Below are 25,456 nucleotides of genomic sequence, written 5' to 3' on the forward strand. Positions count from 1 at the left end.
TATTAATGTCCGAAAATATTCGAAAAGATATTCACGAAAAAATACAAAATGGCAATTTTAATTGTGAAAAGGAATTGACGCTTTCTATTATTAGCGGGAAGTGGAAAGTTGTGATACTGTGGCATCTTGGTGTGGAAGGGCCTCATCGTTTTAGTGAATTACAACGATTATTCCCAAGCATTTCTCATAAAGTTTTGTCGAACCAATTAAAAGAGTTAATGGAAGATGGGATTGTTGACCGAACAGTATACCCAGAAATTCCTCCGCGAGTAGAGTATTATATGACGGAATTAGGCATGTCGCTTTTACCGATCGTTGAAATGATGTATGATTGGGGAAAAATGCGAATGGAACAAATTCGTAATACGTTAGAGAAGTGAAGATTCCTCCGGAGTGCGGAGGTTTTCTTTTTAGAAAGGTAGGAGTTATATTTGGTTCAAGCTGCATATATTCATATTCCATTTTGTCAGCATATTTGTCACTATTGTGATTTTAATAAAGTGTTTATTGAACGCCAACCGGTCGATCAATATTTAGAGTATTTAGAGAAAGAAATAATAAATACAGTTCAAAAAGTACCGTTTGATAGTATGAAAACGATTTTTGTTGGTGGAGGAACTCCGACAGCGTTAAATATGGAACAGACAAAAAAGTTACTAGATATTATAAACCGTCGCTTACGTCCATTTGCTCCAAATTGTGAATTAACATTTGAAGCGAATCCAGGTGATTTACCGAAAGAGAAGTTAAATGTATTGCTAGAAGGTGGAGTGAACCGAATTAGTTTTGGTGTGCAAACATTTCGGGATGAGTTGCTTGAGAAAATTGGGCGTAAGCATACGAGGGAAGATGCATTTGTAGCAATTAGAGAAGCGCAGGAAGTGGGCTTTAAAAATATAAATGTAGATATTATTTATGCTCTGCCAGGGCAGACGATAGAAGATGTAAAAGAAACATTAGACATTGCTTTTACGCTTGGTGTACAACATTTCTCAGCATATTCATTAATTGTGGAACCGAAAACTGTGTTTTATAACTTAATGAATAAAGGGAAATTAAGACTTCCAGGTGAAGATCATGAAGCGAAAATGTATGAAATGGTAATGGATGAAATGGAGAAACACGGCTATAGCCAGTATGAAATTAGCAATTTCTCAAAAGGTGATAATAAAAGTAGACACAATCTCACATACTGGAATAATGAGGAGTATTATGGATTTGGAGCTGGAGCGCATAGTTATGTAAATGGAGAACGTATCCAAAATGTAGGGCCGCTCAAGCAATATTTCAATAAAATCGATGAAACTGGATTTCCATATTTAGATGTTCACGCGGTGACGGAGAAAGAAAGAATGGAAGAAGAGTTGTTCTTAGGACTTCGAAAAACACAAGGTGTATCTAAAATATTGTTTCAAAAGAAATTTAATATGGAGATGAATCAAGTTTTCGCGAAGCAGTTGCAAAAAAATCAAGAACAAGGATTGCTTGAAGAGAAAGATGGATATGTTCGTTTAACGCGAAAAGGAAAATTATTAGGGAATGAAGTATTCCAATCATTTTTGATTGACTAATTAAATGTTCCATAAACGTGAAAAAGTTTCATTATTTCGTGACGTTTCCGTTGACAATTCAATGTCAATTTTGGTAAGTTATTAATAGATTTAGCACTCGAAGACAAAGAGTGCTAACAGAGGTGATGATGAGATGCTTACGGAACGTCAGCTCTTAATTTTACAAACAATTATTGATGACTTTATTGGATCAGCGCAACCTGTTGGGTCGAGGACGTTGGCTAAGAAAGATGAAATTACGTTTAGTTCAGCTACTATTCGAAATGAAATGGCTGATTTAGAGGAACTAGGATTTATTGAGAAAACGCATAGTTCTTCAGGACGTGTTCCTTCTGAAAAAGGATATCGTTTTTATGTAGACCATCTTTTAGCGCCGCAAAACTTACCGAACGATGAAATTGTACAAATTAAAGATTTATTTGCTGAAAGAATTTTTGAAGCGGAAAAGATTGCACAGCAATCGGCTCAAATTTTATCAGAGCTTACGAATTATACGGCCATTGTTCTTGGACCGAAGTTAAGCACAAATAAACTTAAAAACGTACAAATTGTACCGCTTGACCATCAAACTGCAGTCGCTATTATTGTAACGGATACAGGGCATGTACAAAGCAAAACGATTACCGTTCCGGAATCTGTTGATTTATCAGATTTAGAAAAAATGGTTAATATTTTAAATGAAAAGCTGTCGGGTGTACCAATGGCAGAACTGCATAACAAAATCTTTAAAGAGATTGTTACAGTTTTACGTGGATATGTTCATAATTACGATAGTGCAATAAAAATGTTAGATGGTACATTTCAAGTTCCTTTATCGGAAAAGATATACTTTGGAGGCAAAGCAAATATGCTTTCGCAACCAGAGTTCCATGACATTCACAAAGTAAGATCCTTGCTGACGATGATTGATAATGAAGCCGAGTTTTATGACATTTTGCGTCATAAACAAGTAGGTATTCAAGTGAACATTGGTAGGGAAAACTCTGCGACGGCCATGGAAGATTGTAGTTTAATTTCTGCAACATATTCGATTGGAGAAGAACAGCTTGGAACAATTGCTATTTTAGGTCCGACAAGAATGCAATACTCTCGGGTAATTAGTTTGTTACAGTTATTTACGAGACAATTTACTGATGGACTTAAAAAGTAAATGAGAGTAATACATTCGCTCAAGTAATGAAATTTTCATTGCTGTGTGTAATATATAATGCTTAAGGAATTGTGTTCAGCATAATACCTAATACCTTTTAAGGAGGTGAATATTGTGGAAGAGCGTAACGAACAAGTGGTAGAAGAAGTAAAAGAAGCGCAAGTTGAAGAAGCTGTCACGACAGAAAACAGTGAAAAAACTGTAGAAGAAAAAAGTGAGGCTGCTCTTTTACAAGAAAAAGTAGATGAGTTACAAGCGAAGCTAACGGAAACGGAAGGTCGCACATTACGTCTACAAGCTGATTTTGAAAATTATAAGCGTCGTGTCCAAATGGATAAACAGGCTGCTGAAAAATATAGAGCACAAAGTCTAGTTTCAGATATTTTGCCAGCTCTTGATAATTTTGAAAGAGCGATGCAAGTGGAAGCAACTGATGAGCAAACGAAATCCTTGTTACAAGGTATGGAAATGGTGCATCGTCAATTGCTAGAAGCGTTGACTAAAGAAGGCGTGGAAGCGATTGAAGCTGTTGGTAAACAGTTTGATCCTAATGAACACCAAGCTATTATGCAAGTGGAAGATAGTGAATTTGAATCAAACGCGGTAGTTGAAGAATTCCAAAAAGGTTATAAACTAAAAGACCGTGTGATTCGCCCATCAATGGTAAAAGTAAATCAATAATTTACATAAAAGTAGGAGGATTCGCCATGAGTAAAATTATCGGTATTGACTTAGGTACAACAAACTCTTGTGTAGCTGTTATGGAAGGTGGAGAACCAAAGGTTATCCCAAATCCAGAAGGAAACCGTACAACACCTTCTGTTGTAGCTTTCAAAAATGAAGAGCGTCAAGTTGGGGAAGTTGCAAAGCGTCAAGCAATTACAAACCCAAATACAATCATGTCTGTTAAACGTCATATGGGTACAGACTACAAAGTAGAAGTTGAAGGTAAAGATTATACACCTCAAGAAATTTCTGCAATCATTTTACAAAACTTAAAAGCTTCTGCTGAAGCATACTTAGGTGAAACAGTAACGAAAGCTGTTATTACAGTACCTGCATACTTCAACGATGCAGAACGTCAAGCAACAAAAGATGCTGGTCGTATCGCTGGTTTAGAAGTTGAGCGTATCATTAACGAACCAACAGCAGCAGCGCTTGCTTACGGTTTAGAAAAACAAGATGAAGAGCAAAAAATCTTAGTATATGACTTAGGTGGCGGTACTTTTGACGTATCTATCCTTGAGTTAGCAGATGGAACATTCGAAGTTATTTCAACTGCTGGTGACAACCGTCTTGGTGGAGATGACTTTGACCAAGTTATTATTGACCACTTAGTAGCTGAGTTCAAAAAAGAAAATAACATTGATTTAAGCCAAGATAAAATGGCACTTCAACGTTTGAAAGATGCAGCTGAAAAAGCGAAAAAAGATCTTTCTGGCGTAACACAAACACAAATTTCATTACCATTCATTAGTGCTGGAGCTGCTGGTCCATTACACTTAGAATTAACGTTAACAAGAGCGAAATTCGAAGAGATTTCAGCAGGTCTTGTTGAAAGAACGTTAGAGCCAACTCGTCGTGCATTAAAAGACGCTGGTTTTGCTCCAAGTGAATTAGATAAAGTTATCCTTGTTGGTGGATCTACTCGTATCCCAGCTGTACAAGAAGCTATTAAACGTGAAACTGGTAAAGAACCATATAAAGGTGTAAACCCTGATGAAGTTGTAGCATTAGGTGCTGCAGTTCAAGGTGGCGTACTTACTGGTGATGTAGAAGGCGTACTATTATTAGACGTAACTCCACTTTCTTTAGGTATTGAAACTATGGGTGGTGTGTTCACGAAATTAATCGAGCGTAACACTACAATTCCAACAAGTAAGTCACAAGTATTCTCAACAGCTGCTGATAACCAACCGGCAGTAGATATTCACGTATTACAAGGTGAGCGTCCAATGTCAGCTGACAACAAAACATTAGGTCGTTTCCAATTAACAGACCTTCCACCAGCACCACGTGGTATTCCACAAATCGAAGTAACATTCGATATTGATGCGAACGGTATCGTTAACGTACGTGCAAAAGACTTAGGAACAAGCAAAGAGCAAACTATTACAATCCAATCTTCTTCAGGTCTTTCTGATGAAGAAGTAGATCGTATGGTACAAGAAGCAGAAGCAAATGCTGACGCTGACCAAAAACGTAAGGAAGAAGTTGAACTTCGTAACGAAGCTGACCAACTTGTATTCCAAACAGATAAAGTTGTAAAAGATTTAGAAGGTAAAGTGGATGCGGCTGAAGTTGCAAAAGCAACAGAAGCGAAAGAAGCATTACAAGCTGCGATCGAGAAGAACGAGCTTGAGGAAATCCGTGCGAAAAAAGACGCTTTACAAGAAATCGTACAACAATTAACTGTTAAATTATACGAGCAAGCTCAAGCAGCTGCAGGGCAAGCAGAAGGTGCACAAGGAGCACAAGATGCTGGCGCGAAGAAAGACAATGTAGTAGACGCTGAGTTCGAAGAAGTAAAAGAAGATAAGTAATATAAATAAGTAAGATGACAAAAAGTCAAAGTCAAGCGTGCCTTGACTTTGGCTTTTTTCACGAATGAAAAGAAAAGTGTGAGGTTCTTAAGTTTTTTACTTTGCATACTGTAAGTGAGGAAACTTTGTTGCAAAGCACTTTCTTTCGGTGTTAAAATTACGTTTATGTGAAAGATTCGGGGGTTGTAAATTTATGAGTAAACGAGACTATTATGAGGTCCTTGGACTTAGCCAGGGTGCTTCAAAAGATGAAATAAAAAAAGCGTATCGTCGTTTGGCTAAAAAATACCATCCAGACGTAAGTAAAGAAGAAAATGCAATTGAAAAGTTTAAAGAAGTACAAGAAGCATACGAAGTATTAAGCGACGATCAAAAGCGCGCGCAATATGATCAATTTGGTCATGCTGGTGCAAATCAAGGTTTCGGTGGCTTTGGCGGCGGAGGAGACTTCGGCGGTGGCTTCGGTTTCGAAGATATCTTTAGTTCGTTCTTTGGCGGCGGTGGCGGTAGACGTCGTGATCCAAATGCTCCGCGTCAAGGTGCTGACTTACAATATCAAGTTACTTTAGAGTTTGAGGAAGCTATTTTTGGTAAAGAATTAAATGTTGAGATTCCAGTAGAAGATCCATGTGATACTTGTAAAGGTAGCGGAGCGAAACCAGGAACTTCAAAAGAAACATGTAAACATTGTTCAGGATCAGGGCAAGTAAGTGTAGAACAAAATACACCATTTGGTCGTATCGTAAACCGTCAAGCTTGTGGTCATTGTTCAGGAACTGGTCAAATGATTAAAGAAAAATGTACGACATGTCACGGTTCTGGTAAAGTACGTAAACGTAAAAAAATCAATGTTAAAATTCCAGCAGGTATTGATAATGGTCAACAAATTCGTGTATCTGGAAAAGGTGAAGCGGGCGTAAATGGCGGACCGGCAGGAGATTTATATGTTGTTGTTCATGTGAGAAATCATGAATTCTTTGAGCGTGAAGGAGATCACATTATTTGTGAAATGCCATTAACATTTGCGCAAATGGCACTTGGTGCTGAAGTGGAAGTTCCTACTGTTCATGGGAAAGTGAAGCTAAAAATTCCAGCAGGAACACAAACAGGAACAGAATTCCGCTTAAAAGGAAAAGGTGCTCCGAACGTACGTGGATACGGTCAAGGAGATCAATATGTAGTCGTTCGTGTTGTTGTACCGACGAAATTAACTTCACATCAAAAAGAGTTATTACGTGAATTTGCGGGACAAGAAGAGCAGGATGATAGTTTATTTGGAAAGCTTAAACGTGCTTTCAAAGGGGAATAATGGAAATGAAAAATGGAGTTGGTAAATTGTGAAATGGTCAGAAGTTAGTATTCATACAACAGAAGAAGCAGTAGAAGCTGTCTCTCATATTTTACATGAAGCTGGTGCTAGTGGAGTTGCGATTGAGGATCCAGCGGAGTTGACGAAAGAGCGCGAGCAACAATATGGTGAAATTTATGCATTGAACCCAGATGAATATCCGGCGGAAGGTGTATTAATAAAAGCATATTTCCCACAAACGGATTCTTTACAGGAAACGATTGCGGGTGTAAAATCATCTATTGATATGCTTCCATCTTACGACATCGAAATTGGTACTGGAAATATTACCGTTAACGAAGTCAATGAAGAAGATTGGGCTACTGCTTGGAAAAAATATTACCATCCAGTACAAATTTCTGATACATTCACAATTGTGCCGACGTGGGAAGAATATACACCAGCTTCTCCGGAAGAAAAAATTATTGAATTAGATCCAGGTATGGCGTTTGGAACAGGAACTCATCCGACAACAACGATGTGTATTCGTGCTTTAGAAAAAACAGTTCAGCCAGGTGATACTGTCATTGATGTAGGAACAGGTTCTGGTGTACTTAGTATTGCAGCGGCAAAATTAGGTGCGTCTTCTGTTCAAGCGTATGATTTAGATCCGGTTGCAGTGGAAAGTGCAGAAATGAATGTACGTTTAAATAAAACAGATGATATCGTGTCTGTTGGGCAAAATAGTCTTTTAGAAGGTATTGAAGGTCCTGTTGATTTAATCGTAGCTAACTTATTAGCAGAAATTATTCTTTTATTCCCTGAGGATGCAGCAAGAGTTGTGAAGTCGGGCGGATTATTTATTACATCGGGCATTATTGCAGCGAAGGAAAAGATAATTTCTGAAGCGCTAGAAAAAGCTGGATTTACAATTGAAGAAGTATTACGAATGGAAGATTGGGTAGCAATTATTGCACGAAATGCGTAATATAGATTTTAGTTTATAATGAAAAGGGGGAGTCTCTCACTATAAGGTGAGGGACTTGCCGTTTGTTATATGAAAAAATGATAACGTTTCGTTCTTTTCGTAAGTGTTGACTTACGAAAGGAACGAAACTCTACTAAGGTGATTATATGCAACGTTATTTTGTAGAAGAGAAATATGTAAATGAGACAAGTATTCGCATTGTAGGTGATGACGTACATCATATCGCAAGAGTGATGCGTATGTCAGCTGGAGATCACATTTATTGCTGTGTAAACGGAAAAACAGCAATATGTTCAATTGATGAAATTACCAGTGAATTTATTAATACGGCTATTGTAGAATGGGTAGAGGCGTCAAGTGAACTTCCTGTTTTCGTGACGATTGCAAGTGGACTGCCAAAAGGAGACAAGCTAGAGTTAATTTTCCAAAAAGGAACTGAGCTTGGGGCGGCCGCATTTTTACCATTTCAAGCATCTCGCTCTATTGTAAAATGGGATGCGAAAAAAGCTGATAAAAAAGTTGAGCGTTTAAGAAAAATTGTGAAAGAAGCTGCGGAACAATCGCATAGAAGCGAAATTCCAGAAGTGCATGCTCCGGCATCATTTAAGCAATTGCTTTCAATGAGTAATGAGTATGATGTATGTCTTGTTGCGTACGAAGAGGAAGCAAAACAAGGTGAGAAATCCAATTTTGCTAAAGCTTTAACGACGATGAAACCAGGCCAAAAACTATTGATTGTATTTGGACCAGAAGGTGGTTTAGCGGAGGAAGAGATTACTACGCTTCGTGAACATAAATTTGTACCATGTAGTTTAGGACCAAGAATTTTAAGAACAGAAACGGCGCCGTTATACGCGTTAAGTGCTGCTTCGTATCATTTTGAATTGATGGGGTGATGATCAATGTCAACTGTTGCGTTCCATACGTTAGGTTGTAAAGTAAACCACTATGAAACAGAGGCCATTTGGCAATTGTTTAAACAAGGTGGATATGAAAGAACTGAATATGAAAAGAAAGCTGATGTATATGTTATTAATACGTGTACAGTAACGAATACGGGAGATAAGAAAAGCCGTCAAGTTATTAGACGTGCTGTTCGTCAAAATCCGGATGCGGTTATTTGTGTAACGGGATGTTATGCACAAACATCTCCAGCGGAAATTATGGCGATTCCAGGCGTAGATATTGTAGTTGGTACACAGGATCGTGAAAAGATGTTAGGATACATCGAAGAATTCCGCAAAGAGCGTCAACCAATTAATGCTGTCCGCAACATTATGAAAACACGTGTATACGAAGAACTGGATGTACCTTATTTCACGGATCGTACACGTGCATCTTTAAAAATACAAGAGGGTTGTAATAATTTCTGTACATTCTGTATCATTCCTTGGGCACGTGGTTTAATGCGTTCTCGTGATGGAAAAGAAGTTATTAAACAAGCGCAGCAATTAGTAGATGCAGGTTATAAAGAAATCGTATTAACAGGTATTCATACAGGTGGGTACGGTGAAGATATTAAAGATTATAACTTAGCTGGATTACTTCGTGATATGGAAGCGGAAGTAGGCGGATTAAAACGTCTACGTATTTCTTCTATTGAAGCGAGTCAGATTTCAGATGAAGTAATTGAAGTGTTAGATAAGTCTGAAGTAGTTGTACGTCACTTGCACATTCCATTGCAATCTGGATCTAATACTGTATTAAAGCGTATGCGTCGTAAGTATACGATGGAATTTTTCCAAGAGCGTTTAGATCGATTGAAAGAAGCGTTACCAGGCCTTGCAATTACATCGGATGTAATTGTTGGTTTCCCAGGTGAAACAGAAGAAGAATTCATGGAAACATACAATTTCATTAAAGAGAATCGCTTCTCTGAGTTACACGTATTCCCTTACTCAAAGCGTACAGGAACACCTGCAGCGCGTATGGAAGATCAAGTTCCTGAAGATGTGAAGAATGATCGTGTTCATCGTTTAATTGAACTATCTAACCAATTAGCGAAAGAGTATGCATCACAGTTTGAAGGGGAAGTGCTTGAAATCATTCCGGAAGAGCAATTTAAAGAGGGCGACCGTAAAGGGTTATATGTAGGCTATACGGATAACTACTTAAAAATTGTATTTGAAGGATCAGAAGAGTTAATTGGTAAGCTAGTGAAAGTGAAAATTACGAAAGCTGGTTATCCATATAACGAAGCGCAATTTGTTCGTGTTCTTGAAGATGATGTAAAAAAAGAATCAGCAAGCGCATAAAATGAAACTTTAATGAGTGGGGTTTTTGTTCCTTCCCACTAATTATCAGCCGGATTCCTACCTAAGTTCTTTGCTTTTGCTGAATTTTGAGGTGGGGGTCTTAATGCCCGGCAAATAGCGGGATAAAAAAAGCATGCAAACGGAAACGATTTGCATGCTTTCTTTTTTTCGTGGAGAAGTTAAGTACTGAAAAGACAGGTACGTCGAATGAGTAGTTGTTTCGTACATTCCTGCATTAAAAAAGATGTAATGATAAAAATATAGTTGTCTTCAGGGGAAAAGGATAAAAGCTATCTATATAGCTTTTGAACAGGGAAGGGCATCTATTCTTCTTTTATTCTGCCAAATAGTTGACCTGAAGTGATAAAATGTATTATAATCGTAAAAGACATGCTGAAGAAGGGTTTCTTTTTGCATGCTGAAATTAGTATGTAAGTGTGATGTTTCGGAGGGAGGGAAAGAGAATGTCAAAAACAGTCGTTCGTAAAAACGAGTCTTTGGAGGATGCACTTCGCCGTTTTAAAAGATCGGTTTCTAAAACTGGTACACTTGCGGAAGCAAGAAAGCGCGAGTTTTATGAAAAACCAAGTGTAAAACGTAAGAAGAAATCTGAAGCGGCAAGAAAGCGTAAATTCTAAGAGAGGGTGTAAGTTATGAGTCTTCTCGGTCGTTTAAACGATGATATGAAACAAGCGATGAAGAATAAACAAAAAGAAAAATTAACCGTTATTCGTATGGTTAAGGCTGCTTTACAAAATGAAGGTATTAAACTGCAACATACTCTTACTGAAGAAGAGGAATTAACAGTTTTAGCTCGTGAAGTAAAACAGTATAAGGACTCCCTCCTTGAATTTAAAAAAGCTGGTCGTGAAGACCTTGTTAATAAACTGCAAAGTGAAATTCAGATTTTAAGCGCATATTTGCCGGAGCAATTAACAGAAGAAGAACTAGCGAATGTAATTAAGCAAGTTATTTCTGAAGTTGGTGCAACTTCTAAAGCAGATATGGGTAAGGTGATGACTGCTGTTATGCCGAAAGTAAAAGGTAAAACAGACGGATCACTTGTGAATAAGTTGGTTATCCAGCTATTAGCATAAAAAAACGTCTCATTTCGTATGAGACGTTTTTTTATGCTTTTTTTCAGTTTGGACGTGATATTACAAGCTCTTTTTTCATACATATGGGATGAGAGGGGGTCTTTTGAGATGAAAAAATTAGAACAAATGAAGAATTGGTTAACAAAGCAAATAGACCTGCCAGTGGATGTGCTAATGGATCTACCTCGGATCACGCTTGTTGGGCAAGTGCATATCTATATAGAAAATCATCGGGGTTTATTAGTGTTTTCAGATAAAGAAGTAAGATTGTTATTAAAGCACGGTCAATTATTAATTAAAGGGCAATCCTTTATTATTAAAACAATCCTTCCAGAAGAACTTTTACTTGAAGGAATAATTGAGCAAGTGACGTTTTTAGAAAACGAAAAAAAAGAGGAGTGAGGGAAACTTCCATATGTGAAGTTTTTCTTCGTTATTTTCGTGATTCGACCTTACTATTCAGTTTATCTCGCTATTTATGGGTGGTAGAACTCTTTATTTCATTTTCGTACGAGCTATTTTGCTAATTAAAGTGAAAAAAGTAGTGTGTATACTTTTGGAAAGGTAGTGGAGATAGTAGATGAAAAATAAATGGTTTATAAAGTGGCTTGGATATGTAAAAGTACGAATTGAAGGTAGAGGTGCGGAACGGTTCGTTAACGAATGTGTACGTAGAAAATTATTAGTTTGGGATGTTAAGAAGATTGCTGATGAAACGTTAGTTTTTTGTATGTTATTACGAGATGTGAAGAAAATAAAACCAATTTATAGAAAAAATGAATGTAAACTATATTTTATTGGGCGTTACGGTTTTCCTTTTTTGAATAAGCGTTTAATTAAAAATAGTGGATTCTTAATTGGTTTTTTAATTTTCTTTTTTGGCATGATTGCATTATCCAATATGGTTTGGAAAATTGAAATTACAGGAGCGAAACCTGAAACAGAATATATATTGATGAAAGAACTGGACAAAATGGGTATTAAAAAAGGAAAATTACAATTCCAAATGCCTAATGTAGAAGATGTACAACGTCATTTGACAGACAATATTAATGCGATTACTTGGGCGGGATTAGAAATAAGAGGAACGACGTACCATTTTAAAATTGTTGAAAAAAACGAGCCGAAAAAAGAAAAGGAACAAAGGCCGCAAAATTTAGTTGCAAAAAAAGAAGCGATTGTGACAAAAACATTTGTTGAAGTAGGAAAACCAGTTGTCTTGAAAAATGACCATGTCGAAAAAGGACAGCTTCTCGTATCAGGGATATACGGTAATGAGGAGAGTCCGACGATTGTTTCGGCGAAAGGTATTGTATATGGAGAAACGTGGTACACATCTGAGGTGAGTGTACCACTAAAGACGCAATTTCAAGTATATACTGGCAATGCATATAATGAGCATTACCTTACATTTGGGAGTGCGAAAATAAAAATATGGGGATTTCAACATGATAAGTATAAACGCTCTCGTACTGAAAGTGTAAAACACGATGTGAAACTATTTGGTTTTACACTGCCGATCGCGTATGAAAAAGATATTGTACGAGAAGAGGAAGAAGCGAATCGGGAATATACAGAAAAACAGGCAATGAAAGTAGCGAAAGAGATGGCTGAAAAAGAACTAAAGAAAAAATTGGATGAACATGCTATGATTGTAAGTGATAAGATTTTGAGTAAAGAGGTTGAGGCGGATCAACTAAAAGTCACATTGCATTATACTGTGATCGAAAATATTGCAGAGCCACAACCAATATCCGAATCCGATATTCAAGGAGACTGAGTAATGGCAGAACAATTAGTAGAAATGAACCAACAATTGGAAAATGCTAACGAAGCAATCGCTCTTTTTGGAGTCAATGATGCTCATTTGAAAGTAATTGAACGGGAATTGAATGTATCGATTGTAACTAGAGGTGAAACTGTTCATGCATCTGGAGCAGTTGAAACTGTGACACTCGTAGAAAAAATCTTACAGCAATTACTTGTTGTTATTCGAAAAGGTATATCAATTACAGAAAGAGATGTTGCGTATGCAATTCAGCTCGCACAACAAGGGAAAATTGCTCAATTTGAAGAGTTATATGAAGAAGAAATCTTTAAAACGGCAAAAGGTAAATCCATTCGTGTAAAAACAATGGGGCAAAGAAGATATATTCATGCAATGAAGAAGAATGATATTGTATTTGGAATGGGACCTGCTGGGACTGGGAAAACATACTTAGCTGTAGTAATGGCTGTGAGAGCTTTAAAGCAAGGGTATGTAAAGAAAATTATTTTAACGAGACCGGCTGTAGAAGCTGGAGAAAGTTTAGGTTTTTTACCAGGAGATTTGAAAGAGAAGGTAGATCCGTATTTACGTCCATTGTATGATGCTTTGCACGATATTCTTGGACAAGAATATACGCAACGTATGATGGAGCGAGGGGTAATTGAAATTGCACCTCTTGCTTATATGAGAGGGCGTACGCTCGATGATTCATTTGTTATTTTAGATGAAGCGCAAAATACAACGGGTGCACAAATAAAAATGTTTTTAACTAGATTAGGTTTTAGTTCTAAAATGGTTATTACGGGGGACCCTTCACAAGTAGACTTACCAAAAGGGGTAAAATCAGGGCTTTCGCTAGCTTCTAACATTTTATCTGGTGTATCAGGTCTTTCATTCATTACATTAGAACAAACGGACGTTGTGAGGCATCCGCTGGTGCAACGTATTATTGAGGCATATGATAAAATGGAATGATCCTATTTGTCAGGATCATTTCTTTTTGTATTAAGGTTGGCGACCGGCATATTTTTTACTATCATAAAAGATAAGAGAAATAAACTATAGGTACTGGTGTATCAAAATGTTACCTAAAAGTATCGTTGGCTAGAAGAAATGAAAGCTATAAATAGTTTCACTTTATTTCTAGAGAGGAGAAGGTATTGAAATCATGTTAAGATCTGAAGAAATTTCTAAGTGGTTTCGTAATTTACAACATTCGAAAAAACTAAGTTGGATTTCTTACGTTTTATTAGGAGCAGTGCTGTTTTTTGCACTTATGAATAATGTGAAACCAGAGCAATTAGATGTTGATATGTATGCTATTGCGAAAAAAACAATTCATTCTCCTATTAAAATTGAAGATAAGGTTATAACGGACAGAAAAAAACAAGAGGCCGCTCAAAAAGTCGGGGATCAATATACATATAGAAGTGAATATAAACAAAATAGAGTAGATATTGTAAATGATGTTTTTGCTAAGGTAACTGAAGTAATTCAAGAGATGAAAGCTGCTGGACCTGAAGAGCAAAAAAAGATGACCGATGCAAATAAATTAGAAAAGTTGAAGAAGAAGTTGCCGGCTAATTTAACAAAGGAATTATCGGATGAGAATTTATTATACTTTATTAATGCAGAACCGGATCAATTAGAATTAGCAAAGAACGCGGCTCTAACGTCTGTTAGTGTTATTATGGGTGGAAATATTAAAATGTCCGAAGAAATAGCAGCAAAAGAGCGATTTGTTAATGAAATGAAAAGCCTCAATGTGAATAGCGGATTGAAGGAAGCTGTGAACGCGCTAGGATCATATGCAATTACAGCAAATTATTTTTATGATCCGGTTGTAACGAAAGAGAAGAAGAAAGCGGAAGAAGATTTAGTTCCACCTGTTTATATTCTTCAAGGACAAGTTATTGTTAGAGAAGGTGAAACAATTTCAAGTGATATGTATAATCAGTTGAAATTAGTCGGTTTATTAGAGAAAGGTAATAGTTTTCAGCCTTATGTTGGATTAGCAGTGCTCATTGGTGTGTTACTGTACTTTATGCATAAGCAGTTTGAAGTATTTTTACAGCGTAAAAGAGAAGATAGACCGTATATTTTAGCGTATATTACAATTTTGTCTATCACGATTGTTTTAATGAAAACGATTAGTTTGTTTCAAAAGCTTGAATATGCAGGAATTGCGTATGTTGTCCCAGTTGCGATGGGAACAATACTTGTAAAACTAATGATTGGCGATCGATTTGTATTTTTAACAAGTATGATTTTTTCTGTGTGCGGAAGTATTATGTTTAATGAAGGGGTAACAAGTACACTGAATTATAGTGTAGGTATTTATGTGTTGTTAAGTTCATTATCAGTAAGTATTTTCTTAAGAGAAAAAAATCGTCGTACGATGATTTTGCAAGCTGGTATACTCGTTTCTATCTTAAATGTAGTCGTCTTAGCGGCGTTATTATTATTACGTAATGGGAATTTTTCGCCTCTTGAAATTGGAACGCAATTATTGATGGCTTCCGTTTCAGGAATTATCTCATCCGTTTTGGCTATGGGGATATTACCATATTTAGAGAGTGGACTTGGAATTGTATCAAGCATGAAGCTTATGGAACTATCAAGTCCGAATCATCCGCTTTTGCGTAGAATTTTGTTAGAAGCGCCAGGAACGTATCACCACAGTGTAATGGTAGCGAATCTTTCTGAGGCAGCGTGTGAGGCGGTTGGAGCAAATGGTGTATTAGCACGTGTAGGGGCGTATTATCATGATGTAGGAAAAACAGTACAACCGCAATTCTTTATTGAAAACCAGATGGGAATTGAAAATCCACATGATAAATTAGATCCTGTGACGAGTAAAGATATTATCATTGCTCATGTAACAGATGGAGTCAGAATGCTCGAAGAATACCATATTCCGCAAGAAATTATCGATATTGCTGGACAACACCATGGTACAACATTACTTAAATATTTTTATTATAAGGCGATTAAAGAAGATAAAGAAAAATATACAGAAGAGATGTTTCGCTATCCGGGATCAAAAGCAACTTCTAAAGAGTCGGCAATTGTTGGTATTGCTGATAGTGTTGAGGCGGCGGTACGTTCTATGAATCACCCAACGCCAGATCAAATTAATAATTTAGTACAAAATATTATTAAAGATCGCCTGCAAGATGGGCAATTTAGTGAATGTGATTTGACGTTTAAGGAACTACAAATCGTTGGAAAAACGTTATGTGAAACGTTAAATGGTATTTTCCATTCGCGTATTACATATCCGGAACCACCGGAAGAGAAGGAGAAAGAATGAGTTTATTAATTGATTTCATTGATGAAACAGAAGAAGTGAAAGAAGAATATGTGAATTTAATTCGTGAGATATTAGAAAAAGCAGCTCAAATGGAAAAAATAGAGGATGGTGCGGAGTTATCAGTGACATTTGTAGATAACGAACGCATTCGCGAAATTAATCGTGATTACCGAGATAAGGATCAGCCTACTGATGTCATTTCCTTTGCTATGGAAGAAATGGGAGAAGGAGAAATGGAAATTGTAGGTGCAGAGATGCCTCGTATGTTAGGTGACCTTATTATTTCTATTCCGAGAGCGAAAGAACAAGCTGAAGAGTATGGACATTCTTTTGATCGTGAACTTGGCTTTTTAGCGTTACATGGCTTTTTACATTTACTTGGTTATGACCACATGACAGAAGAGGATGAAAAAGAAATGTTTGGAAGACAAAAAGAAATTTTAGAGGCATTTGGATTAGGTCGATGAAAAAAGGAAAACTTATAAATAGTTTTGGATATGCTATAGCAGGTATATTCTTTTGTCTTCGTCATGAACGAAATATGAAAATTCATTATTTAGCCGCAGTCATTGTTATATGCTGCGGCTTTTATTTCCATATTACGAAAGTAGAGTGGATGGTATTACTTATTGTAATAGGAATTGTAATGAGTTTAGAGATGGTAAATACGGCTGTGGAGAAAACAGTAGATTTAGCGACTACCGATATACATCCGTTTGCTAAAATTGCAAAGGATGTCGCAGCCGGATCGGTTTTATTGTTTGCGATAATAGCCGTTATAATTGGTGCTATTATCTTTTTGCCGTATGTGGTATAGTTGCATTCCAAAGCTTTTATGAAGCTTTGAAAGTGCTGTAAAGGCCTTTAATAAGAGAGTGTATCTTATTCACAGCTGTGGACAGGAAGGATGCGGGAATATGAATAGTAAACAATTAATTCAAGAAGCAATCGAAGCGCGTAAACAAGCGTACGTACCATATTCTAAATTTCAAGTAGGTGCAGCATTATTAACACAGGATGGAAAAGTATATCGTGGATGTAATGTTGAAAATGCATCATATGGTTTATGTAACTGTGCAGAAAGAACAGCTTTATTTAAGGCGGTTTCTGAAGGAGATAAAGAGTTTGTAGCTATCGCGATTGTGGCGGATACAAAGCGTCCAGTACCTCCTTGTGGAGCATGTCGACAAGTTATGGTAGAATTATGTAAACAGGATACGAAAGTATACCTATCAAATTTACATGGTGACGTTCAAGAGACTACAGTTGGAGAATTGTTACCAGGAGCATTTTTAGCGGAGGATTTACATGAATAGAAAAGGTTATAAATCAGGTTTTGTCTCTATTATTGGCAGACCGAATGTTGGAAAATCTACATTTTTAAATCGTATTATCGGCCAGAAAATTGCCATTATGAGTGACAAGCCACAAACAACTCGTAATAAAATTCAAGGCGTATATACAGAAAATGATTCACAAGTAATTTTCATTGATACACCAGGAATACATAAACCTAAACATAAATTAGGCGACTTCATGGTGAAGATGGCTCAAACGACATTAAAAGAAGTTGATATTGTTCTGTTTATGGTCAATGCAGTTGAAGGATTTGGTCGTGGTGAGGAATTCATTATTGAGAAATTAAAAGAAACGAAACAACCAGTATTTTTAGTAATTAATAAAATTGACCAACTTCATCCAGAGCAATTATTAGAGTTAATTGATCAATACCGTAAACTATATGAATTTGCAGAGATTGTACCAATTTCTGCATTAGATGGAAATAATGTGGATGCTTTAATTGGAACAATTAAAAAGTATTTACCAGAAGGACCGCAATACTACCCGGATAATCAAGTAACGGATCATCCAGAGCGATTTATTATTTCAGAGCTTATTCGTGAAAAAGTATTACATTTAACACGTGAAGAAGTGCCGCACTCTGTAGCGGTTGTTATTGATGCAATTCAAAAACGTGAGGGCGGAGCGGTTTATATAAACGCAACGATTGTTGTTGAACGTGCATCACAAAAAGGAATTATTATAGGTAAGCAAGGAAAGATGTTAAAAGAAGTCGGTAAGCGAGCTCGTTTTGACATTGAAGCATTACTTGGTTCTAAAGTATTTTTAGAAGTATGGGTAAAAGTGCAAAAAGATTGGCGTAATAAAATGTCTCAGCTTCGTGACCTTGGTTTCCGCGAAGACGAGTACTAAAATAGAGTAAAGCTGTAATCAGCGGATGTTTTGTTCATCCGCTGATTATTGGTTTTTATGAGTTTTGATAAATTAGGAAAAATTTTTCTCACATGAAAATGGACAAAATGGGTCAATTTAATAACAACAAAGGAAATTGGTTTATAGGCTACGCTTATTGAGAAAGGTGGATTCTTATGCTAGATTTTACCTGGAAGTTTTTCTCCAAAACAGGAAGCATTGAAACGTACTTGCTTTTGAAAGAAATGGAAAAAGACGTAAACGATGAGATGGATCAACATGAAGAGGAGCTAGCGCATCTAGACTCTCCAATTTCTTGACCCGTTTTGTTCAAACCTTGGATGGTGACGAACATGTTTCAAAAAGTTGAGGGCATCGTTATCCGTACGACAGATTACGGAGAAACGAACAAGATTGTTACAATATTCTCAAGAGAATTGGGTAAGGTAAGTGCAATGGCAAGAGGAGCGAAAAAACCGAAAAGCCGGTTAGCATCTGTTTCGCAACTTATGACCCATGGTAATTTTCTTATTCAAATGGGATCTGGACTTGGAACTTTGCAACAAGGCGAGATTATTTCAACTATGAAAGAAATTCGCGAGGATATATTTTTAACTGCTTATGCATCATTTATTGTTGAGTTAACTGATAAAGCAACAGAAGATAAAAAACATAATCCATATTTATTTGAAATGTTATATCAAACGTTGCATTATATGTGTGAGGGTGTTGATTCAGAAGTATTATCATTAATTTATCAAACGAAAATGCTTCCGGTATTAGGGATGCGCCCGTACTTTGATACATGTGCGATTTGTCATCAAGAAACAGATTTTGTCGCCTTCTCTGTCCGGGAAGGCGGTTTTCTGTGCTCGCGTCATGCTGAGCAAGACCAGTATCGTATACCAGTGGGAGAAGCTGTTCATAAATTATTACGTCTTTTCTACCACTTCGATTTACATAGACTTGGCAATGTATCGGTGAAGGATAGCACAAAAAAACAAATGCGTTTAGTATTGAATACATATTATGATGAATATTGCGGGATTTATTTGAAGTCAAGACGTTTCTTAGAACAACTTGATAAGTTTCAAATATAATTTGGGGCCGTATACGGTCCTTTTTACATCCTATCTTTTTCAAATAACATATTTAGTATATAATATTTAAGAGATAGTATAACTTTTTTCGTTGTGCATTAAAGGTGGTGATTATCATAGAGCTGAATAAACGGCAAGAACATATCATTCAGATTGTAAAAGATCACGGTCCTATTACAGGGGAGTCAATTGCTGCGCAATTAGGATTAACACGTGCAACGCTAAGACCAGACTTAGCAATTTTAACGATGGCTGGTTATTTAGAAGCGCGTCCACGCGTAGGTTATTTTTATACGGGTAAAACCGGGGGGCAGCTATTATCTGAGGCTGTTAAGAAAATTAAAGTACAAGATTATCAATCTAGACCAGCTGTAATTGATAAAAATGTATCAGTATACGATGCGATTTGTACAATGTTTTTAGAGGACGTAGGTACCTTATTTGTTGTAGATCAGGCGATTCTATTAGTTGGTGTTGTGTCTCGTAAAGATTTATTAAGAGCTAGCCTTGGAAAGCAGGATTTAACCTCTCTTCCGGTTAATATTATCATGACAAGGATGCCAAACATTACGATGTGTCGTAGAGAGGATTCTTTATATGATATTGCGATGGAATTAATAGAAAGACAGATTGATGCGATGCCGGTTGTGAAAGATACGAAGCAAGGTTTAGAAGTGATTGGACGAATTACAAAAACAAATATTACACGTGCGTTTGTAAACTTAGTAAATAACGAATAAGTGTAATTTGTTTAAAGTGAGGTAATATAATGGATAATAAAATCGTATATGTCGTATCTGACTCTGTTGGAGAAACGGCTGATTTGGTTGTTCGAGCAGCGATGGGGCAATTCCCATTTGCTCCTGATATTAGACGTGTACCGTATGTAGAAGATACAGGGACATTAAAAGAAGTGATTTCGATTGCTAAGAGCAATCAAGCGCTTATTTGTTTTACGTTAGTAAAGCCTGACATGCGTCAGTATTTAGTGACAGAGGCTGCGAAAGAAGGCGTAGAGGCATATGATATTATCGGGCCTCTTATCGATCAAATTGAAGAAATTACAGGGCAAGTACCAAGATATGAGCCGGGTGTTGTTCGTAGATTAGATGAAGAATACTTTAAAAAGATTGAAGCGATTGAGTTTGCTGTAAAGTATGATGATGGTAGAGACGCGCGTGGTATTTTAAAAGCAGATATCGTGTTGATTGGGATTTCGCGCACATCAAAAACACCGCTTTCTCAATATTTAGCTCATAACAAACGTTTGAAAGTTGCTAATGTACCGCTCGTACCAGAAGTAGATCCGCCTGAAGAGTTATATCAAGTGGCTAAAGAAAAATGCTTCGGTTTGAAAATTACGCCAGAGAAGTTGAATCATATTCGAAAAGAGCGATTGAAATCACTTGGACTAAGTGATGGTGCAACATATGCCAATATTAATCGTATTAAAGAAGAAATTGATCACTTTGAGAATGTAGTTGGTAAAATAAATTGTCAAGTAATTGATGTATCGAATAAAGCGATTGAAGAAACAGCCAACATTATTGTGAATGCAGTGCAAAACCAAAAATTGTTTTAGCACATTTACCAAAGGTGAATGTGCTTTTTTCGCTCGTGAGAAACATAATACCTGTTGATTTCGTAATAGATTATAGCGGAGTGGTTATACTTATATTCTTCTGTCTTTTTATTATGCTAAAGGCAGGGTTTCGTTATCCTGAAATAGAAGATGAAAAAATAAAGGGATATGTAGCGTAGTTGAAGAAAATATATTATAATAAAAAATTGTGATAAAAACCTATATTTTACGTTTAGACTTTAATTTTTCAGAATAAACTAGGGATAGGATTTACGAAAAGACATGTAATTACGTTAAATCGACAAAATCTATACAAGAAAACGCACATTATGGAAGGATTCGCAGAAGGGATGTAGAATACAGAAATATGCAAAACATCAATATCGTATTAGTTGATGCAGATGTATAGCCTGTGAATGCTGAAAACTGTGCAAGTTGGAACGAAAGTTCATGTCGAAATTTTGTTTGTCACATCGTATGCTCATCGTTTAAGGAAGAAGCAAGGGAAATTGGATCTATGTAGATACTGAATAAGCTAAAGTTGATTTTTTATATGTATCAACATGCAAAAAAACAGATCTCGTGATCACATAGGATATGGTGCTTGCTAGTCTTCTTGTAAAAAAGTGTATATGTATTGTCTCCAGGAGGTACATTTGTAACAGGTGAGCAAATGGATACAATTTTATATAGTAGTACGTATCTGCGAAATTACGCAGAAAAGGGCCTACAAAATCGTTTGATAACGTGATCGACAACACTTTCTAATAAGTTTAGAAAAAATATTGTCGAATTATAAAGGAATTTTTTAATTTTTATCGAATACAAAATACGACACGGAGATGGATTTATGGGGAACAGAATTCCCGAAGAAGTTGTTGAACAGATTCGGACGTCATCGGATATTGTAGAAGTGATTGGTGAATACGTTCAACTTAGAAAACAGGGGCGTAACTATTTCGGCCTTTGTCCATTTCATGGTGAGAATTCTCCTTCATTCTCTGTTTCATCTGATAAGCAAATTTTTCATTGCTTCGGATGTGGAGAAGGTGGAAATGTATTTTCCTTTCTAATGAAAATGGAAGGATTGGCTTTTACCGAGGCTGTTCAAAAGCTAGGTGAAAGAAATGGAATGGCGGTTGCAGAGTATACATCAGGGCAAGGACAACAAGAAGACATATCTGATGACACTGTCATCATGCAACAGGCTCATGAACTTTTGAAAAAGTATTATCATCATTTATTAGTAAATACAGAAGAAGGAAATGAAGCACTTTCGTATTTGTTAAAACGTGGTATTACGAAAGAGATGATTGAGAAGTTTGAAATTGGTTATGCGTCACCTGCTTGGGATGCAGCAACGAAAATTTTACAAAAAAGAGGTTTATCGCTGTCTAGTATGGAACAAGCTGGTCTTCTCATAAGAAGCGAGAAGGATGGTAGTCATTATGATCGCTTCCGTGGAAGAGTTATGTTTCCAATCTATACGTTACAAGGTAAAGTGATAGCGTTTAGTGGAAGGGCATTAGGAGATGACACTCCGAAATATTTAAATAGCCCTGAAACACCGATTTTTCATAAAAGTAAATTGTTGTATAACTTCCACCAAGCGAGGCCGTTTATTAGAAAACGTGGGCAAGTGGTCCTTTTTGAAGGGTATGCCGACGTAATGGCTGCGGTAAAAAGTGGTGTGGAAGAAGCTGTCGCGACAATGGGAACAGCTTTAACTGAAGAACAAGCAAAACTTCTGCGACGTAACGTTGAAACTGTTGTTCTTTGCTATGATGGTGATAAAGCAGGGCGAGAAGCAACGATGAAAGCAGGGCAATTATTGCTAAAAGTTGGTTGCCAAGTGAAAGTTACATCCTTGCCAGATAAGCTTGATCCTGATGAATATGTGCAACAATATGGGACAACTGCTTTTGAAAATCTTGTGAAATCAAGTATAAGTTTTGTTGGTTTTAAAATAAATTATTTGCGTTTAGGGAAAAATTTGCAAGATGAGTCTGGCAAAGAAGAATATGTGAAAAGTGTTTTAAAAGAGTTATCGTTGCTACAGGATGCGATGCAGGCAGAATCATATTTGAAGTCATTATCGCAAGAATTTTCGTATTCAATGGAAACTCTTTTGAATCAATTGCACCAATATCGCAAAGAACAAAAGGTACAGCAAAAACAAGTAAAGCAGGTTTCTAAGCCGTCTCAAATTGTTCAAACAAAACCGAAGTTAACAGGTTTTGAAAGGGCAGAAAGAGAAATTATTTATCATATGTTGCAAAGTCCAGAAGTGGCTGTTCGTATGGAATCCCACATAGAAGATTTTCATACAGAAGAACATAAAGGGATTTTATATGAACTATACGCATATTATGAAAAGGGAAATGAACCTTCAGTCGGAACATTTTTAAGTTGGCTCTCTGATGAGAAGTTGAAAAATATTATCACTGATATTTCGACGGATGAATTTATTAATCCAGAATACACAGAAGAAGTGTTACAAGGCCATTTAGAGACGCTCAGCCGTCATCAAGAAAAACTTGAAAAGATGGAAATCATCTTTAAGGTAAAACAAATGGAAAAAACAGATCCTGTAGAGGCTGCTAAATATTATGTAGCATATTTACAAAATCAAAAAGCGAGAAAATAGCTTTTTTGATAAATTTTTAGTATAATGAATGTTTGTATCTCGCGTAAGGAGGGGAACAGATGGCTGACAAACCAGCTCGTTCTAAACAAATTGAAACTGAAATGACCCTTGAGCAAGTGAAAGAGCAACTCACTGAGCTCGGAAAAAAACGTGGCGTTCTTACATATGAAGAGATTGCAGAACGCATGAATGGATTTGAAATTGAATCCGATCAAATGGATGAATACTATGAATATTTAGGTGAACAAGGGATTGACTTAGTTGGTGACAATGATAACGACGAAGGTCCTAATAATCGCCAAATTACAAAAGCGGAAGAAGAATTCGACCTTAATGATTTAAGTGTACCACCTGGGGTTAAAATCAATGATCCTGTTCGTATGTATTTAAAAGAAATTGGTCGTGTAGATTTACTGTCTGCAGAAGAAGAAATTCGACTTGCAACGCGTATTGAAGAAGGCGATGAAGAAGCGAAACGTCGTCTTGCAGAAGCAAACTTACGTCTTGTAGTAAGTATTGCAAAGCGCTACGTAGGCCGTGGTATGCTTTTCTTAGACTTAATCCAAGAAGGGAATATGGGTCTAATTAAAGCGGTTGAAAAGTTCGATTATCGTAAAGGTTTCAAATTTAGTACGTATGCAACTTGGTGGATTCGCCAAGCGATTACACGTGCGATTGCAGACCAAGCACGAACAATTCGTATCCCAGTTCATATGGTTGAAACGATTAATAAGTTAATTCGTGTACAACGTCAATTACTACAAGATTTAGGACGCGAACCATCTCCTGAAGAGATTGGTGAAGAAATGGATCTTGCTCCAGAAAAAGTACGCGAAATTTTAAAGATTGCACAGGAGCCAGTTTCTCTTGAAACACCGATTGGTGAAGAAGATGACTCCCATTTAGGTGATTTTATTGAAGACCAAGAAGCAACATCGCCTGCGGACCATGCAGCGTATGAATTGCTAAAAGAACAATTAGAAGATGTGTTAGATACACTAACAGATCGTGAAGAAAATGTTCTACGTCTTCGTTTTGGTTTAGATGATGGACGAACTCGTACGCTTGAAGAAGTTGGGAAAGTATTCGGCGTAACGAGAGAACGTATCCGTCAAATTGAAGCAAAAGCACTTCGTAAATTAAGACATCCAAGCCGCAGTAAGCGTCTTAAGGATTTCTTAGAATAGGTTACCTTTAAGTTTACTTCACCTTTGTGAAGTAAACTTTTTTATTTTGTTAACTTTTGTTAAACTTTAGCTATCGGCAACGATTACAATTTCTTGTAATTTATTTTACAGAATTGTCTTTTGATTTGCAAATGCTCATTTTTCGATTTTTCGATTAATTTTGTGTATTCTATACAAAAATATATGTAGAAAAGTGAAAAATATGATGAGAAACGTTAATAATTATCGAAATAATAAGCGATATAACAATAAAAAACAATAAACTGAATTTATGGAATATTTTCAACGATTAGTAGTTTACTCTTTTCTGATAGAACGTTTTCAAGTACAATGGAAATGACTGAATCATCTAACTATTTAGGGGTATAGAGGGGGGAGAAGAGATATGAAACGTAATCCGCTGATTCCGTTCGCTCTTATTGCAGCATTAGGTATTATCGTTATGTTTGTATTTTCATTTCAGGGGCTAAATAAATCTAAAGAGTTAGCTGATGCAAAAAATGGTGGGAAGCCAGCACAAACAGCATCAAAGCCAGAGGATATTGTGAAGCAAAGCTGTACGAGCTGCCACGGTGACCAGTTACAAGGGGCAGTAGGACCTAATTTACAAAAAATTGGTGGGAAACTTTCAAAAGATGAAATTAAAGAAATTCTTTCGAAAGGAAAAGGAAATATGCCACCAAATATAGTTCCAGCTGATCAAGCCGCTAAAGTAGCTGATTGGTTATCGAAGAAAAAATAAAGTTCCGTATG

Annotated in this window: 26 protein-coding genes; all 26 read left to right on the forward strand. The window is 36.6% G+C overall.

Going from position 1 to position 25,456, the window contains the following annotated elements; all coding sequences use genetic code 11:
- Window positions 1–5: 5 nt before the first annotated feature.
- The 26 genes from DN394_RS01535 to cccA all read left to right on the forward strand — a co-directional run bounded on the left by DN394_RS01535 (window position 6) and on the right by cccA (window position 25,445).
- Complete coding sequence (locus DN394_RS01535; RefSeq protein WP_001293536.1) at window positions 6–380, forward strand: winged helix-turn-helix transcriptional regulator; 375 nt, start codon at window positions 6–8, stop codon at window positions 378–380.
- Window positions 381–431: 51 nt separating this feature from the next.
- Complete coding sequence (hemW, locus tag DN394_RS01540; protein ID WP_149293560.1) at window positions 432–1,571, forward strand: radical SAM family heme chaperone HemW; 1,140 nt, start codon at window positions 432–434, stop codon at window positions 1,569–1,571.
- A gap of 133 nt (window positions 1,572–1,704) precedes the next feature.
- Window positions 1,705–2,721 (forward strand): heat-inducible transcriptional repressor HrcA, encoded by a 1,017-nt coding sequence (gene hrcA / locus DN394_RS01545; protein ID WP_000954944.1) that lies wholly within the window; start codon window positions 1,705–1,707, stop codon window positions 2,719–2,721.
- A gap of 114 nt (window positions 2,722–2,835) precedes the next feature.
- Window positions 2,836–3,402, forward strand: a complete 567-nt coding sequence (grpE, locus tag DN394_RS01550; RefSeq protein WP_000392716.1) for a nucleotide exchange factor GrpE — start codon at window positions 2,836–2,838, stop codon at window positions 3,400–3,402.
- Between the two features lie 26 nt (window positions 3,403–3,428).
- On the forward strand, window positions 3,429–5,264 hold the full coding sequence (gene dnaK, locus DN394_RS01555; protein WP_000034697.1) for a chaperone protein DnaK: 1,836 nt from the start codon (window positions 3,429–3,431) through the stop codon (window positions 5,262–5,264).
- Between the two features lie 193 nt (window positions 5,265–5,457).
- A complete protein-coding gene (dnaJ, locus tag DN394_RS01560; protein ID WP_000043954.1) occupies window positions 5,458–6,573 on the forward strand; it encodes a chaperone protein DnaJ in 1,116 nt (371 codons plus the stop codon).
- Between the two features lie 28 nt (window positions 6,574–6,601).
- Entirely contained in the window at window positions 6,602–7,540 is a 939-nt protein-coding gene (prmA, locus tag DN394_RS01565; protein WP_000872122.1) for a 50S ribosomal protein L11 methyltransferase, read from the forward strand.
- A 146-nt stretch (window positions 7,541–7,686) separates the two neighbouring features.
- Window positions 7,687–8,436 carry a 16S rRNA (uracil(1498)-N(3))-methyltransferase gene (locus DN394_RS01570; protein WP_001190150.1) on the forward strand — a complete coding sequence of 250 codons (750 nt, stop codon included), beginning with the start codon at window positions 7,687–7,689 and terminating at the stop codon, window positions 8,434–8,436.
- Between the two features lie 6 nt (window positions 8,437–8,442).
- Window positions 8,443–9,795, forward strand: coding sequence for a tRNA (N(6)-L-threonylcarbamoyladenosine(37)-C(2))-methylthiotransferase MtaB (gene mtaB / locus DN394_RS01575; RefSeq protein WP_000108688.1), 1,353 nt, complete (start codon window positions 8,443–8,445; stop codon window positions 9,793–9,795).
- Window positions 9,796–10,259: 464 nt separating this feature from the next.
- On the forward strand, window positions 10,260–10,433 hold the full coding sequence (rpsU, locus tag DN394_RS01580; RefSeq protein WP_000048061.1) for a 30S ribosomal protein S21: 174 nt from the start codon (window positions 10,260–10,262) through the stop codon (window positions 10,431–10,433).
- 15 nt (window positions 10,434–10,448) lie between these two features.
- Window positions 10,449–10,892, forward strand: coding sequence for a GatB/YqeY domain-containing protein (locus DN394_RS01585; protein WP_000054579.1), 444 nt, complete (start codon window positions 10,449–10,451; stop codon window positions 10,890–10,892).
- A gap of 108 nt (window positions 10,893–11,000) precedes the next feature.
- Window positions 11,001–11,294: a sporulation protein YqfC gene (gene yqfC, locus DN394_RS01590; protein WP_000732264.1), complete on the forward strand. Its 294-nt coding sequence runs from the start codon at window positions 11,001–11,003 to the stop codon at window positions 11,292–11,294.
- A gap of 178 nt (window positions 11,295–11,472) precedes the next feature.
- Complete coding sequence (yqfD, locus tag DN394_RS01595; RefSeq protein ID WP_000792473.1) at window positions 11,473–12,672, forward strand: sporulation protein YqfD; 1,200 nt, start codon at window positions 11,473–11,475, stop codon at window positions 12,670–12,672.
- A 3-nt stretch (window positions 12,673–12,675) separates the two neighbouring features.
- On the forward strand, window positions 12,676–13,635 hold the full coding sequence (locus DN394_RS01600) for a PhoH family protein (protein WP_000840500.1): 960 nt from the start codon (window positions 12,676–12,678) through the stop codon (window positions 13,633–13,635).
- A gap of 193 nt (window positions 13,636–13,828) precedes the next feature.
- Window positions 13,829–15,973 (forward strand): HD family phosphohydrolase, encoded by a 2,145-nt coding sequence (locus DN394_RS01605; RefSeq protein WP_046957564.1) that lies wholly within the window; start codon window positions 13,829–13,831, stop codon window positions 15,971–15,973.
- Window positions 15,970–16,440, forward strand: a complete 471-nt coding sequence (gene ybeY, locus DN394_RS01610; RefSeq protein ID WP_000054689.1) for an rRNA maturation RNase YbeY — start codon at window positions 15,970–15,972, stop codon at window positions 16,438–16,440. Before DN394_RS01605 ends, ybeY begins: the two co-directional genes overlap by 4 nt.
- Entirely contained in the window at window positions 16,437–16,790 is a 354-nt protein-coding gene (locus DN394_RS01615) for a diacylglycerol kinase family protein (RefSeq protein ID WP_000715484.1), read from the forward strand. Before ybeY ends, DN394_RS01615 begins: the two co-directional genes overlap by 4 nt.
- 100 nt (window positions 16,791–16,890) lie before the next feature.
- Complete coding sequence (locus tag DN394_RS01620; protein WP_001086294.1) at window positions 16,891–17,289, forward strand: cytidine deaminase; 399 nt, start codon at window positions 16,891–16,893, stop codon at window positions 17,287–17,289.
- Window positions 17,282–18,187 carry a GTPase Era gene (gene era, locus DN394_RS01625; RefSeq protein ID WP_001080239.1) on the forward strand — a complete coding sequence of 302 codons (906 nt, stop codon included), beginning with the start codon at window positions 17,282–17,284 and terminating at the stop codon, window positions 18,185–18,187. The genes DN394_RS01620 and era overlap by 8 nt, the downstream gene beginning before the upstream one ends.
- Before the next feature lie 176 nt (window positions 18,188–18,363).
- Window positions 18,364–18,507 carry a YqzL family protein gene (locus DN394_RS01630; protein ID WP_000883924.1) on the forward strand — a complete coding sequence of 48 codons (144 nt, stop codon included), beginning with the start codon at window positions 18,364–18,366 and terminating at the stop codon, window positions 18,505–18,507.
- A 33-nt stretch (window positions 18,508–18,540) separates the two neighbouring features.
- Window positions 18,541–19,287 (forward strand): DNA repair protein RecO, encoded by a 747-nt coding sequence (recO, locus tag DN394_RS01635; protein WP_000487012.1) that lies wholly within the window; start codon window positions 18,541–18,543, stop codon window positions 19,285–19,287.
- A gap of 107 nt (window positions 19,288–19,394) precedes the next feature.
- Window positions 19,395–20,027 (forward strand): transcriptional regulator CcpN, encoded by a 633-nt coding sequence (locus DN394_RS01640; RefSeq protein WP_000583754.1) that lies wholly within the window; start codon window positions 19,395–19,397, stop codon window positions 20,025–20,027.
- A gap of 29 nt (window positions 20,028–20,056) precedes the next feature.
- The gene (locus DN394_RS01645) at window positions 20,057–20,869 is read left to right on the forward strand and encodes a pyruvate, water dikinase regulatory protein (protein WP_000368941.1); all 813 of its coding nucleotides are present in this window, start codon (window positions 20,057–20,059) and stop codon (window positions 20,867–20,869) included.
- An 850-nt stretch (window positions 20,870–21,719) separates the two neighbouring features.
- Window positions 21,720–23,516: a DNA primase gene (gene dnaG / locus DN394_RS01650; RefSeq protein WP_000528234.1), complete on the forward strand. Its 1,797-nt coding sequence runs from the start codon at window positions 21,720–21,722 to the stop codon at window positions 23,514–23,516.
- A 59-nt stretch (window positions 23,517–23,575) separates the two neighbouring features.
- Window positions 23,576–24,703, forward strand: a complete 1,128-nt coding sequence (gene rpoD / locus DN394_RS01655) for an RNA polymerase sigma factor RpoD (protein ID WP_000764061.1) — start codon at window positions 23,576–23,578, stop codon at window positions 24,701–24,703.
- A gap of 385 nt (window positions 24,704–25,088) precedes the next feature.
- A complete protein-coding gene (gene cccA, locus DN394_RS01660; RefSeq protein WP_000828145.1) occupies window positions 25,089–25,445 on the forward strand; it encodes a cytochrome c550 in 357 nt (118 codons plus the stop codon).
- The last annotated feature ends 11 nt before the right edge of the window (window positions 25,446–25,456 follow it).

Origin of the sequence: Bacillus sp. BB081 (genome assembly GCF_008368895.1) — a bacterium.
GTDB classification, from domain to species: domain Bacteria; phylum Bacillota; class Bacilli; order Bacillales; family Bacillaceae_G; genus Bacillus_A; species Bacillus_A wiedmannii.